Source organism: Mucilaginibacter sp. P25 (genome assembly GCF_050859465.1).
Lineage (GTDB): Bacteria > Bacteroidota > Bacteroidia > Sphingobacteriales > Sphingobacteriaceae > Mucilaginibacter > Mucilaginibacter gossypii.
The window spans coordinates 2,889,794-2,904,223 of sequence record NZ_CP193937.1 but is presented as its reverse complement, the minus strand read 5'-3'; the positions used below and the strand labels follow the sequence as shown (position 1 = coordinate 2,904,223).

General features: G+C 44.3%; 10 protein-coding genes and 1 pseudogene. 3 read left to right on the top strand and 8 right to left on the bottom strand.

The genetic code is table 11. The annotated features are described in order from the left end of the window. Nucleotides 1–13 precede the first annotated feature (13 nt). Nucleotides 14–802: a helix-turn-helix domain-containing protein gene (locus tag ACRQ5D_RS14945; protein ID WP_090533985.1), complete on the bottom strand. Its 789-nt coding sequence runs from the start codon at nt 800–802 to the stop codon at nt 14–16. Between the two features lie 293 nt (nt 803–1,095). On the opposite strand from ACRQ5D_RS14945, the gene ACRQ5D_RS14940 reads away from it, so the two are divergent. Next, nucleotides 1,096–1,692: a hypothetical protein gene (locus ACRQ5D_RS14940; protein ID WP_432329391.1), complete on the top strand. Its 597-nt coding sequence runs from the start codon at nt 1,096–1,098 to the stop codon at nt 1,690–1,692. Between the two features lie 260 nt (nt 1,693–1,952). Continuing rightward, entirely contained in the window at nt 1,953–2,096 is a 144-nt protein-coding gene (locus ACRQ5D_RS14935; protein WP_432329389.1) for a hypothetical protein, read from the top strand. Nucleotides 2,097–2,420: 324 nt separating this feature from the next. On the opposite strand, the gene ACRQ5D_RS14930 is transcribed toward ACRQ5D_RS14935, so the two are convergent. The 6 genes and pseudogenes from ACRQ5D_RS14930 to ACRQ5D_RS14905 form a co-directional block, all read right to left on the bottom strand. Further along, nucleotides 2,421–4,634: an alpha-galactosidase gene (locus ACRQ5D_RS14930; protein ID WP_256337572.1), complete on the bottom strand. Its 2,214-nt coding sequence runs from the start codon at nt 4,632–4,634 to the stop codon at nt 2,421–2,423. A gap of 15 nt (nt 4,635–4,649) precedes the next feature. Further along, nucleotides 4,650–6,959, bottom strand: coding sequence for a tetratricopeptide repeat protein (locus ACRQ5D_RS14925; protein ID WP_432329779.1), 2,310 nt, complete (start codon nt 6,957–6,959; stop codon nt 4,650–4,652). A gap of 99 nt (nt 6,960–7,058) precedes the next feature. Beyond that, nucleotides 7,059–7,906: pseudogene (locus ACRQ5D_RS14920) on the bottom strand (DUF5107 domain-containing protein); the annotation flags it as partial. 95 nt (nt 7,907–8,001) lie between these two features. Beyond that, nucleotides 8,002–9,387 carry a sugar porter family MFS transporter gene (locus ACRQ5D_RS14915; RefSeq protein WP_256337575.1) on the bottom strand — a complete coding sequence of 462 codons (1,386 nt, stop codon included), beginning with the start codon at nt 9,385–9,387 and terminating at the stop codon, nt 8,002–8,004. A gap of 72 nt (nt 9,388–9,459) precedes the next feature. Then, nucleotides 9,460–9,657 carry a hypothetical protein gene (locus tag ACRQ5D_RS14910; RefSeq protein WP_432329387.1) on the bottom strand — a complete coding sequence of 66 codons (198 nt, stop codon included), beginning with the start codon at nt 9,655–9,657 and terminating at the stop codon, nt 9,460–9,462. A gap of 22 nt (nt 9,658–9,679) precedes the next feature. Further along, the gene (locus ACRQ5D_RS14905) at nt 9,680–10,495 is read right to left on the bottom strand and encodes an aldose epimerase family protein (protein WP_432329385.1); all 816 of its coding nucleotides are present in this window, start codon (nt 10,493–10,495) and stop codon (nt 9,680–9,682) included. Between the two features lie 238 nt (nt 10,496–10,733). Here ACRQ5D_RS14905 and ACRQ5D_RS14900 point away from each other — a divergent pair, with 238 nt between their 5' ends. Beyond that, nucleotides 10,734–11,630, top strand: a complete 897-nt coding sequence (locus tag ACRQ5D_RS14900; protein WP_091175988.1) for an AraC family transcriptional regulator — start codon at nt 10,734–10,736, stop codon at nt 11,628–11,630. A 71-nt stretch (nt 11,631–11,701) separates the two neighbouring features. Here ACRQ5D_RS14900 and ACRQ5D_RS14895 read toward each other — a convergent pair whose 3' ends face one another. After that, complete coding sequence (locus ACRQ5D_RS14895; RefSeq protein WP_431199896.1) at nt 11,702–14,155, bottom strand: TonB-dependent receptor domain-containing protein; 2,454 nt, start codon at nt 14,153–14,155, stop codon at nt 11,702–11,704. Nucleotides 14,156–14,430: the final 275 nt, after the last annotated feature.

Sequence of the window (14,430 nt, the reverse complement as noted above, 5' to 3'; positions counted from 1 at the left end):
AGCAGCTTTATATCTATTGCAAAAATTCGGCTATATCACGACCATAAAATTCTTTGAACAGTTTCCGGAAATAGGCCGGTGTTTCAAACCCTGCTATATAAGATATTTCGGCCACGGTGCGGTATTTACCACTATTGATTGCCTCCATCGACATCAGTAAACGGATTCGCCGGATATAATTATTGGGAGTAATACCCGTGGTGTTTTTTATGCGCCGGTGCAGTTGCCTTTCACTTAAACCCATTTCGTTACTTAACAATACAATGATCAAATCAACTTTTCCAATATATTTTCTTACCAGCGTTTCAAGCTCATAAAGCCAAAGCTGATCGGCAATAGAAAGTTCACTGATTGGCTTTAGATTATGTGTACTTAACTCCGCCCCTCTTTCAATTTCGTTATTTTTTACCGATACGAGTGATACTTTGCTAAATTCTTCCAGTTTCTTTTTGTCGGTAATATTCCTGGCAATAGCAAAAACCAGCTGCTGTTTTTGTACTGGCATCGAGATCCATGAAAGCCATACTATTTCTCCGCTTTTGGTTACATACCTGTTTTCAAAATTATACAGCGGATTGTTTTTCTTTATACTCTCACGTTTACTGGCGGTGATACTTCTGTCTTCGGGATAAACAAATGAATCGATAGGCCTTGCAAACAGTTCGCTTTCGGTATAACCTAAAGTTTTTGAAACAGCCGGGTTAATTTTTTTAAAGTAACCATCAAACCCGGCAACACATAACCAATCGGGCGACAAGCGAAAGAAGTATTCCAGATCAAAAATCTCATTGAAGTTTTCCATATAAATTTCAGTTCCCCTTGTACGGGAACGCAACACATTTGGTAATTAAAAGCAATATAGCCACAGGTTGTGAAAAGGCAAATTCAAAAGAAACCATTTTTTATGATACCCATAAATATTAACATAAACTGGCAGGATTCTTTAGCAAAATGTCAGTAATGTTAACTTTTCCAAACCGGATTTCACATGTTTAAAGCGAAACAGCCGCTATATCCCATTATGCAAAACCTTTGTTATTCATAAACCGGTAGCAATAGTACAACTGAGTGTTTTTTCATATTATTACGGGTAATATGAAAACCCTATACCAAAACACAATTAAACTCATCCCCTTTACTTTACTGGCCTTATCATTACAAAGCTGCATCAAACAGCCGGGAGCATGGCGAAACGACCAGATTCCCGGCGGTAAACGCGACGATTTCCACAAACTTAACGAACAACTGCTCCATGATCTCCGCACCGGCAACAGTGATGATATCAGCAATATGGAATCGCGGGAAATGCTGGACGACAAGTCAAATCTCAGACAAATAGAGTTGGTAGGCAACGCCGTTAAAACTGCCGACTATGATATTTACGACGAATATTACATTGTAAATAAGCACCGCAGTACAGATACAATAGGCAATGCGTCGGCAGGCATCAACAGCTATAAAATGATCTATAATGGTATTACCCATGAAATGTACATGGCGCTTTTTTTGCCAAAGGATAAAAACCTGCCAAACCAGGAAATGATTACCGCCCTGTATGCCAAATACGATTATGGCTGGAAACTAACCTCGGTAAATGTAAATACTTATAAAATTAACGGTAAAACAGCCCCCGAGCTTTATGAGCTGGGAAAAAGAAATACAATAAACAGCATTTTGCCGATGCCCGTTTAACCCTTGAACTTGCTTTACAATGTACCGCCCCTAACGACTACTGGCATTACGAACACGATACCGATGCAGGCAAATTATTCCAGGATGCTGCCGAGGCAACAGTAAAACAATACCGTTTCCCGGTAGTAATTGATGGCGTTGCAGGCGAACCGCGGGTATTCCGGATTGGCAATCAAAAAAACAGCCATGGCTGGTTCCCGGTAATTTATTATACAACCAAAGTAAACATTGCCGATACCAACGCAGTAAAAAGCGAGAATGTGCAGATCGGGAAAGTTATTGACAAACTACTACCGGGTATTACTGAGGATAAGGATTATATTTTCTACTCTGCCTGCAGCAAACTACCGCTGGGTGCCGCAACACGTGTTGAACATTTTGATATGACAGATAAGCTGCGGTAATAATACAAAAGCGTCATTGCGAGGAACGAAGCAATCTCAAACTATGCAGGGCCGACCTGCTAATCGGGGATTGCTTCGTTCCTCGCAATGACGCTTCTTTTAACTAATAACATTACTGGTCGAAGTTACGCTACCGCTAAACTTCGACCTAAAACAATGGAAGCATCCTGCTTCCGAAACTGCGACTATTAATTACTTATTAAGTTAAGCTGAAAGCTTAACCCATTTTAGGTCGAAGTTACGCTACCGCTAACCTTCAACCAGTTCATAAAACGAGAAAGGGAACGACAAGCCGTTCCCTTTCTCGTTTTTATAAGTATCTTATCAAATCGCTTCCAACTGCAGCACCACACTGGTGTGATAAGCGTTGTTTCCGGGATTAATACCCACATTCATCAGGAAATCACCGGTAAAAGTTAAATCCTCTTTGCCTAAAACCGAACCCGCGCCCGGATAAAGGTTAATCTCTTTTACACGGTATTTTTTATTAGGGTCGAGGCCTTTCAGGCGTACAGGTACTTTGCTGCCTGATCCGTAACGGTTATTCACCAAATAGTTGAACATTACTGCCTTTGATTTATCGTCGCTTACATACATGATAGATGCCGCGTCGTTATCCCATGGCGAAGCTAAGCGGTACTGGTCGCCGTGCCAGATCACATCTTTTAATGCATCATAGTTTTTCAACGCCGACTGACAGAAACTCAGCTCGCTTTCACTTAATTTGCCTATCACAATATCAAAACCCATTTTACCCATCATGGCCACATCCACACGGAATTTGATGGGTTGTTTGCCCCAATCGGTAACGTGGTTTGAGCTGGTGATAGCCGGATAGAAGAATGAATACTCCCACTGGATAAATACACGCTCCAGCGGATCGGTGTTATCGCTTGGCCAAAACTCTGTAAAGTATTGCAGTGCACCATAGTCAACCCTGCCGCCGCCGCCCGAGCAAAGCATCAGAGGCACTTTAGGATATTTGGCACGAACGCGTTTCAATACATTGTATAAACCATTCACATAATCAACATAAATGTGCGACTGGTCTTTTTTCAAATAAGCTGAATAAGCGTTATAAATAACCGCATTACAATCCCATTTGATATAAGCCAGGTCGGGATTTTTGGCGAACAGGTTATCAACCACGCCAAATACAAAATCCTGTACTTTAGGGTTGGCCAGATCAAGCACCAACTGGTTCCTGAAATACTTTTCAGGACGGTTCGGCTGTTTAATTACCCAATCGGGATGGGCTTTGTAAAGGTCGCTGGCAGGGTTAACCATTTCCGGTTCAATCCAGATGCCGAATTTTACGCCATTGGCCTGCGCTTCTTTTACCAACGAACTGATGCCATTTGGAAGCTTTTGCTTGTTTTCCTGCCAATCGCCCAAACCTGCATTATCGCCGTTACGCGGGTGGCTGTTGCCAAACCAACCGTCATCCAACAAAAACAGGTCGACACCCAGCTTTTTTGTATCTTTTAACAAGCCTGCAAGCTTGCTCTCATTAAAGTCAAAGTAAGTCGACTCCCAGTTGTTCAACAATGTCAGCCTTGAACCATTACCATCAACAATTTTGTATTGGCGTGCCCAGCTTTGCAGCTTACGGCTGGCATCACCCTTACCGTGGTCGGAGTAAGTGTAAAGGAAAGCTGGCGTAGTAAATTCAACACCTGGTTTCAAATGATACTCGGAAGCAGCATTGTTAATACCTGCAATAATTTTCAGGTTATTGGCCACATCCAGTTCAAAATCAATCCTGAAATTTCCCGACCATTCCATAGCCCCGTAAAGCACTTTGCCTTCGTCTTCGGTAGCAGGTTTATCCATTGAGATGGCGAACATCGAATGTTCATACAGGTTGGCACGGGTACCCAGTTTGCTGTCGATTGTTTTAATACCGTGGGTTAAACGGGCTTCTTCGGGCTGCATTTCCATAGCCCAGTTGCCGTGGTATTGCTTCAGCCAGAAACCGCCGGTAGTATTACCCTTCAGGTTTAAATTGGCCGACGCATATTTATCAAGCGTTACTATCCCCTTTTCGTTATGTTTTATCACCGACCATTGCTCAGTTACATCTTCTTTAAAATAGGTTTTGTAGTACAGCTTTACCTCAAAATCATAAACAGGATCTTTCATGGTTACTACCAGTAATGAAATATCATCATCAACCTTGCTTACCGCATGGCTTACGTAGGTTAGGTTTAATGATTTATTACCATCCGCATGAGTAACTGTAATAGCCGGCTCACCAAGACTGGCTGAGCCTGATGGTGTGTAAGCATCGTTTTGTACGCCCGAATCATCGGCTTGTTTGTACATTTTTGAGATGCCTGCATACTCGGCTGTATTGGCAAGCTTTGCCCCCAGGTATACCATGTTCAGGTGCTTTTCGGCATCGGTTTGTAATACAATAGCGTTGTGCTGTGTTTCAACAGGAATGATTACTTGCTGCGCTGCTGCCCTGCCGGCAAACAGCATTGAGCCTGCGAAAAGCAGGCCCAGTGGTAAAGTTTTTGTTTGAGTAGTTCTCACGTGTGATTTTTGGGTTTAACCGGCTGCTTCGGTAATTTGGTTTATCATGTTTTGATGTATCCTCGCCCCAAAATGCCCGGCATCCAGTTTCAGAACCTCGGTAAAGGCCTTTTGTGCCTGCTCAAAATCACGTAAACCGAGGTATCCCAGTCCCTGTAAAAAATAGCAGTGCACGCGGTTCCTTACCTGCAGATCATCTTCAAAAATGAGCAAATTTGGCAGCGAGACGGCAAAGTAATCAATTTTTACGTTATCATCCATGTGCCCGATACCATAATTAAGCAGTTTTTTGAAGATTCGTTCGGCCGATGTACTGTCACCCAGACATTTTTTTGCCAAACCCTGATAAAAGATCTTATCCGGCTGCTGATCGTTATAAAAAACAGCCGCTGTCGGATCTTCCAAACCTATGGCTGCCTGCTCAAAATAGGCCTTTGCCTGTTCCGTTTGCTGCAGGCCTTCATGGGCCTGGCCCAGCCAGTAAAAGATGTCATTTTCCTGTGTGCCGAATAGTTTGCCCTCGCCTAAATTATGTGGGTAGGTTTGTGCCTGGGTCAGCTGTTCAACAGCTTTTTGATATTTACCATCGCGGATGTTTTGCTTGGCCATTTCAACCAAAGCTGCAACATACTGGCCGGATGCTTTGCCTTCGCCGCCCTCCCATGGGTGGAATGTTCTTTGCATCACCTGTTCAAACGCGGTTTGGTGCTCGCCTAAAAAGTTATACAGCGTTGCACGCTCTAAATAAACATCATCACGAAGTTTGGCAGTCTCCAGGTTAGCTTCAACAAATTTCAGTCGTGCTTCTGTAGAATAGTTCAGCTTTTTGTAAAGCTGGTCGAGTTCCATCAGTACACGGGCATCGGCGGGATCCAACGCAAAGGCTTTTTCAAAACAAATTAAAGCTTTTGCCGGGTCATTACGTTTATTATAATAGGCTATACCCAGATTCCTGAATACGGTTGGGAACGTATCGTCCAGTTTTGCTGATGTTTCCCAGGCCGCGATGGCATCATCATATTGCAGTTTATCATAAAACAGGTTACCTAAATAATAAGGTGCTTTGGCATCGGTGGGCACAAGCTCAGCGGCCAGTTTCAGTATGCTGATCTCTTCCAGCCTATCGGGGAAGCACAGGTACGAATCGGCAGCTGAGGCCTGTTTAAAACATGCAGAAGCCTGTTCATTATTGCCAAACCTGTACGCAAAGTAGCCCAGGTAATAATACACCATCGGACTGGTAGCATCACCGTTCACCGCATAATTCAACAAATCTGCAGCTTCCTGGTACAGGCCGGCATTGGCGTAATCAAGTGCGTATTCAATGTAATTTTGGTAATAACCGCGCGATAGTTTAATGAGTTCATTAAGGGTGGCAGTGCCTTTTTCTTCATCACCAAAAGCTTTGTAAGCATAAACCAGCTCAAACAGAGCGCCCAGGTTAAACGCATCCCTTTTTATTGCCGCTGTAGCTACCTCGACAGCATCTTCAAAACGCCCGAGCTTACGGAAAGCCGCCGAGCGCAAAACATAGGCTTTACTGTTATTGGCATTTCTATCTAATGACGACAGCGAGTGATCAAGCGCCAGTTCGTAATCGCCGTTTTCCAGGTCGATCTGTGCTACCGAAAAATAGCCGCTATCTTTCCAGGCATTGCTCCAGGTAGCTTTATAAAACGCTTTGTACGCATCCTCTTTTTTGCCGAGGAATTTCAACGCCAAACCTAAATTGTAATAACACTCGCTATCGTAAGGATTAGGGTTACGCTGGGTGATGGTTTCAACCGCCTTGCGGAAATAAGGCTCGCTTTTAGCAAACTGTCCGCGACGCAAATACCATAAACCTAAAGCATTATTATTGCGGATATCTTTTGGATCACGGCGTAAAGCTTCCTCATAATAAGGCACCGGGCTATAAGTAGCATGGCGGTACTGCTCCAGGTGCTGGCCCGTTAAAAACAACTGCTCGTTATTTTCTACATCGGCAGGCAGCAGGGCCGGACTGGCAGCTTCAGGGATATTGTTAAGCTTATTGCTTGCCGCATCATATTTAATGAGTTCTTTGCCCGCTGCCGAATGTACGGTAAGCAGCAAAAGGTTCTCGTTAATATCCTTAACGGCTATCTCGCGGGTATAAACTTGTTCTGGTACAATGCAAACTTTTTCGCTCAATAATACTTTGCCATCATGCTGCAGTTTGATGTTCAGGTTGTTTTGCTCGCCGGTTACGTAAACTTTCAATAGTAGTTTGCCCTCTTTATAATCAAGTGCCAGCAGGATATCTTTGGTAGCATTTTTTACTACGCCAAGCTCGCGGTATGGCATAAAGTATTGGGTAAAATGTTTTTCCTCGTGCGGCATCAACCAGGTAAAATCGGGTTGGTTATCGGTAAACATACCTGTCATGAGCTCAATGTACGGGCCATCCTCGTCGGTTAGGTTCCTGTCCCAGGCCAGGCCGAAATCGCTGTGGCCCCAGGTCCACTGTTTTTTGCCAGGCGATACATGATGATTGGCTACGTGCAGCAAACCAGCCTGACTGTCATGCTCATATCCGCCCACAAAATCGTAATTGGAGTTGATAGCCATGTACGACGTTGGCACCGGGATATTTTTATACCTTGAGATATCTGTACCCGGCGAATAATCAACTTTATAGTAAGTACCCGTAGCTATCGGGAATGTTGATACGTCGCGCTTACCATGGTCAAACACCGCGTTCAGATCCGGCGGAAAAACCGACTGGTAATCGTCATTAACTTTCACCGCCGGGTTTGCCCACCATAAAAAGTTTGCGGCAGGGCCGAGCGGTTATAGAGCTTCGCTTTTATTTCGATGTAAGCCTTATCCGGGTGCAGCGTAAAACCGGCCATACCTTTGGTATGGAACATGCGCTCCACTTCATTAACCCAAACGGTTTTGCTGCCATCGGCATTTTCTTCAATTTTATAATCAACCGGTTCAAAAGTGCTTGGGCGATGGTGCTGTGGCCAGTTAAATTCAATACCGCCCGAAATCCAGGGGCCGGTTAACCCTACCAGTGCCGGCTTAATCACCTGGTTATAATAAATGAAATGACGGCCCCTGATTTTGTCATAAGCCATCTGGATACGGCCGCCAAGCTCGGGCAGGATGAGTACTTTGAGGTATTTATTTTCGAGGTAAAGGCCTGCGTATTCTTTATCTTCTTTTTCGTCGTAAATTTTTTCGATAACCGGGTTAGGGTACACCTTGCCGCTGCTACCCTGGTAAACGCGCTTTTCAAAAAACATGGGGTTTTTATCGGGCTTCCCTATACCGTAGGTTGGGATAACTACCTTCTCTTCCCAAACATTTACATACAAATTATTCATGTGGCTTATGATTATTAATGTCTTACTAAATTTTCTTCTAACTCTTCAAGGGTTTGGCCTTTGGTTTCTTTCACTTTTTTAAGTACAAACAAAAAGCCTAAAAAGCAGATCACCGCGTACATATAAAATGGCCCGTAAGTGCCCAGCACCTTAGCCAGTATAGGGAAGGTGAACACCAATATAAAATAGGCAGCCCATAACGATACAATGGCCACTGTTGATGCAGCGCCACGGATCTTATTAGGGAAGATCTCTGAAATAAGTACCCAGGTTATAGGTGCAAGTGAAAGCGCGTAAGTGCTGATGGCCAGCAACACAAATATGGATACCAGCCCGGCCGCCAGGTGATTTTGCAGCAGGTAAGCCAATACAATATAAAATATGGATAAGCCCAATGAACCAATGAGCATCAACGGCTTACGGCCGAGCTTATCAACCTGCCACATAGCCAGCAAGGTAAAAACCAGGTTAACTATACCAATGGATACAGTTTCAAACAATTGCTGGTTTAAGCTTGAACCCACCGAGGCAAAAATGGTTGAAGTATAGTTAAACACCACATTGATGCCACAAAACTGTTGAAACACAGCCAGCGTAATACCTATCAATACGGCAGGGCGTACGCTTTTTTCAAATACGGCGCGGTACGATTGCTTTTTTGCGCCGGTAAGCGATTTTTCAATAGCCTGCTGTGTTGAAGTCACAAACTCTTCGGAGCCTATTTTGTAAAGTACCTTTTCGGCATCAGCGTGCCGACCGGCCTTGATCAGCCACCGGGGGCTTTCGGGCAGGGCTATAACCCCTAATAAAAATACCGCGGCAGGTACCGTGCCCAAACCAAACATCCAGCGCCAGGCATTATCGCCGCTGTCGGCTAAAAAATAGTTGCACAGGTTGGTGATCAGGATGCCCAATACCACGGTAAGCTGGTTGATAGCTACATTACGCCCGCGCACCTGTGCCGGGGAAATTTCGGCAATGTACATGGGGCAAAGCATTGATGCCATCCCTACCCCTATGCCCGCTGCAAAACGCAGAATGATAAAATAAGTGAACCCGGTTGAAAAGGCAATACCCAGTGACGATACCGCGAAAATAAACGCCGCAACCATGAGACCGGGTTTACGGCCGTATTTTTCGGCAATGCGGCCGGCTATGATACAGCCCACGATACAGCCCAGCGCCAGGGAACCGGTAAGGAAGCCCTCCCAAACAGGGTCAAGCGCAAACTCCTTGCGGAGGAACGGCAGCGCACCCGATATTACGGCAAAATCAAAGCCGAACAGGTAACCGCCCAGTGCCGATATAAAGGAGATCCCTATAATATAGCCGCTGTTAAATTTTACTTCTTTTTTAAAATCGATGGTCATTTGATATTGGTTAGTTTCTTCTCTCTGTATAAATTTACTTTAATTAAAGTCCGTTATTAAACAAGCTTTGGGCTTTGGGCCTTCTGCCTTTTGCTTTTAGCTTCATATGGTGCCAAACTTGTATAAAATACTTTGATTGTATACATCGCCTGCCCGCAATACAGCCTGCGGAAAATCAGGATGATTGATGCTATCCGGATAATGCTGACACTCCAGGCACAACGCATCAAAAGGTTTCGCCCCCTGGCCAGTATGTATAGGCGTAGTGCTGCTTAAATAATCACCGGTGTACAGGAACACGCCGGGATAATCCGTATAAACTCTAAGAGCACGGCCCGATGCTCTCGTCGGTTAAAAGAGCGGCATAAATTAAGCCGTTCTCCCCGGCTCCCCTGTTGATAATGTAAAACAGGTTAAGGCCTTCAACATGGTTTTCATCTATATTAAATTTATCGCCCAGCTTGTTATTATTGAAAGCCTTTTGCCCGGCTGGTATAATTGCCCCGCTCGGCGTATAGTCTTCGTGCAAATCCACAATACTATCCGATAGCAGGGTAAGCTTGTGGTTATAGATCTTACTTTTAAATGCCGATAAATTAAAGTAAGCGTGATTGGTAAAATTTGCTATCGTAGCTTTGTCGGTAGTAGCTTTATAATTGATCAGCAACTCATTATCATTGCTCCAGGTATAGATAACCATAAGCTCTAACTTACCGGGATAACCCCCATCGCCATCAGGGCTGGTCAGGGTCATCATTACACCATTATCAAAAGCTTCGGCAGTAAACACCCTATAGTTAAAACCGCTTTTACCGGCATGGTTGGAATTTTTACCTTCATTGGCATCCAGGTGAAAAGTTTCGCCTTCGAGCTGAAATTTTACCCTGCTGATACGGTTGGCGTACCGGCCTATGGTTGAGCCGATGTAGCAGCTATCGGTTAAATACCCGTTCAGGTCAGGAAAACCAACCACCACGTTTTCAAAGTGCTGCAGCCTGTCGGGCACCACAACTGATACAATGGCCGCGCCGTAATTGGTAAGTTCAACATAGGCCCCGCTCTCGTTTTCAATTTTGAAAAGATAAACGTTATGACCGTTATGCTGCCCCCATAAACGGGTTGTGGTGTTAACAGCCATGTACGTTCAGATATTTAAATTGTTTGTTCATAAGTTATCCGCTTCATTAAACAGCCAGGTAATTTGCCTGACTTGTTTTAGCCCTAATTGGTTTTGGTAAACCTACTATGAAACAGGTGTTAAAAAAATGGATATTCTTTAAAAAGTGATGGATAATACTATCATTTACTGACAGCTATTAAAATCTTGCCGGGATAAAAAAATAAATACCTTTAATCGCCAGTTATACAGCAGCGTTATGAATGCGATAGCCGAACCAAAAAAACGGATCAAAGAAGGTTTTATCGGTCAAAAAATGATCGTATTGCCACCAAACATAAAAAAAGCCATCACCAGCAATGCTTTGATCAAAGGCTTTTACCTTACCGCTATCGGCTATTATCCCAAGGCGGCCTTTCATGACCGTGAACGCCGTACAGGCAGTAACGAATATATTTTTCTTTATTGTGTTGATGGAGAAGGCTATGTTTATTTGGGGGGCCAGGGCCACACCCTTAAACCCAATACTTTTTTCATTATCCCCCGTAATGTGGCACACCGTTATAAAAGCTCGGAAATCAATCCCTGGAGCATTTACTGGGTACACTTCAGCGGGCTAAATTCGCACCTGATCTATGAGCGCTCGCTCGAAAACGGGCAGCCTGCGGTACAATCCGTTCCCTACGACAACAGCCGGATTAAGCTGTACGAACAGGTCTACGCCGTGCTTGAACACAGCTATCATGAAAAAGAAATGGAGATTGTTAACATCAACCTGCTCAATTTTATCTCCTCGATGGTGTATTATAAGCAAACCAACCCGGTTGATTATGATAACGATTTTGTGAGCAACTCTATCGCTTATATGAAAAAACACATTAGTCAAAAGTTTGAAGTGATGCATTTGGCGAAACAACAGGGAATTTCAGCATCACATTATTTGCGGCTGTTTAAACAAAAAACAGGCTCATCACCTATTAACTATTTTAACCTGCTCAAGATTCAAACCTCCTGCCAGTACCTGTACTTTACCGACAGGAGCATTAAGGAAATTTGCTCAGAGCTGGGCTTTGACGACCCTTATTATTTTTCAAGGCTGTTTACCAAACTGATTGGCATGTCGCCGTCAAAGTACAGGAAAACACATAAGCGATAGGCCAGCGCGGATTTTGGTTAAAGCCGGTGGCGAGAAATGCCAGGGAATGAAACAGATGACTTAGTTACTCCTCATCCTTTCACTCTCCTCTTTTGAACCGCTTTCCGGTTTCCCCGGCCGGCCGGTCTTGTACTACCAAACGACTTTGAATAAGTAAGTTTAATTACCGGGAAACGTCTGGTTTCGGTATTGACAAGTACATTGCTCTTTATGTCAAAAGCCTCCCGTGTAAGTGTGCCGTACCGCACATGGATCTGCGTAGCACTGAACACATCGGCCACTGATAACTGCAGGCTGCCACCGTTATTTTTCAGCTCTTTTTTGATCCCGGCATTGATCAGCCCAAAACCATCAACCCTCGTTGTGCCATTATACGACAGGGAATTGTACTGCCCCGATACCTCTGCCGAAAAGCTGCCGGGCAGCTTAAACAACTGGTTAAAATTAAAGGAATATCCGAAGTACGATTTGGTTAACGGATGTAAAGTATAATCCTCCTTAAACTGCCTTAGGCCGCCAACAAAGCTATAGGTCATCTCCCACCAGTTACTTACTTTAAACGGCGCATTGGCCTGCAAGGTAAAGTAGTTTTGATACGGCAGATTTTGTGGCGAAATGAACAAAATATCGTGCGCTGGGCTTTCGCTGAGCTGATAGCGGGCTATGGCATTATCATCCCGGCTGTAAAGCAGGGAAAAGCTATAGTCGCCATAGTTATAGCCCAGTTTTATATTATTGGTGATGGTTGGTTTAAGAAAAGGATTGCCGGTGTAAACCGCCGTAGGGTCGCTGTATGCAAAGTATGAGGCCAGGTCGTCATATGATGGACGGCTGATCCTTTTGGTGTAAGACAGCTGCAGTTCGGATCGGTCACCCAACTTTTTGGTGAACAGCACTGTGGGGAACAGCTTTCCCAGTTTACGGTCTACAATGTTGCTGCCGGTTTGTGGGTTATCCATATTGGTATAGGAATATTCATAACGTACTCCTGTATTAAGGCTTATGCTTTTACCAAGCTGCCAATTAAGGGACAGATACGCCGCGCCAATATCTTCCTTCATGTATATGTTCGCAGCGGTCTGCATATTACGCTCCCAGGCCCCATTATTAAAACTTTCGATACCCGATGAGCTTGAACTGCCGGTATGCGCTCCTTTAATACCTGTTTCCAGTTTTAGTAAGGGTGATAGCTGGTTGGCATAATCGGCTTTAAACACGCCTACGTTGATGGCCGTATTGGCAAATCCGCGTTGCCTTTGCGCGCTTACACTGTTGTTGGCGTACACCTGCTCGCCATATTTGTTTACAAAGGACGTATTAACTTCGCTTGGACTGTTATTTCCATAATGGATATAATCGGCTTCCATGCTTATCTTCTCCCCTTCCTTCAGCACATGTTCAATATTGAGCGAGCTGGTGAGGTTATCCCAGTGCGCGTTCCCGTTAATATGCCCAATATACCTGAGCAGTGAATCGGGCAGGATCTTATACCCCGCGTTACTGTATGTATAAGTGGGCGAATGGCTGTTGTTATAGCTCAGGTTACCGCTTATGGTAGTTTTAGGATCCAGCTTAATATCAGTACCCAGGGTGGCATTGTGATTATTGCTGATCCTTTTGGTTTTTGTGTAAAATTCTACCTCGGCATTACCTCCGATAAAAGGCATGTACTGACTTCCGGTAATAAAAAGATCGGTATAGGTCCGGTCGTGCTGAAACGTGTAGGAGCCGTACAGATTGATATTTTTAGTATTATGACTGAGGTTGATGCCGGCAGTGCCTTTTTCGCCCATGCCGTAACCGCCAGTTAAGGAATAGGAGCCGTTTGTTCCCTGCTTTTTGCTTTTCTTCATTACAATATTGATGATGCCGGCACTGCCTTCAGCATCGTATCCGGCGGGCGGGGTGCTCAGCAGCTCTATTTTTTCAATATTATCGGCACTGGTACCATTAAGCAAATTCATGACCTGGGCAAGCGGCATACGCACCAGTTTGCCGTTGATCATTACTGTAGCCCCGCTTTTACCGTTCAGGGCAATACCATTATCCCGGTGATCGATAGTTACCCCCGGCAATCGTTCCAGCACCTGCAGGGCCGTACTGCCTTTGGTAAGCACACTGCTCTCAACATTTACCACTAAGCCATCGCTGCGCTGCTGGTACAATGGCTTATTTGCCCGCACTACCACCTCGCCCAATTGCCGGGTGTCCTCCTTCATCACAATAACAGCAAGATATTTTGCATCCTTGTTCCCGCTGATTTCAAAAGGCGATGAAAACCAGGTTTGATAGCCGATACTGCTTAACCGCAACCGGTAATTACCGGAAGGGGCATCCGCAATATTATAGCCTCCCTGTTCATTGGTAAGCATACTTTTAACTGAAGATGAATCTGCAGTTCTGACAAGCGATACAGTGACATATGGCAAGGGCTGGCTGCCGGCTGTGGTAACCCTGCCCGACACCTGGGCATTTACTATTTGTGCCAGGCAAATAAGTAACAGGCTGATGCATAAAGTTTTCATATGGCGTGTGTAACCTTTCTGGAGGTTATGCCGGCAAATAAAAACAGTGCTTTAAACTTTAAAAAACATGAATGATGAGTGACATGAGATAATTGATGAGATACGCAGAAGCGGGTTAATCGGTTTAAAACCAAAACTATACTGCCTTTTTTACGGCTTATAAGTTAAAGCCTGCATTTGGTCAATTATTTGTGCAGGTTGATATAATAACGAAATATAAATCAGTGCAATTGCTGTATCTTTAGGTAGGATATTGAAAATTTCTACAAACCTGT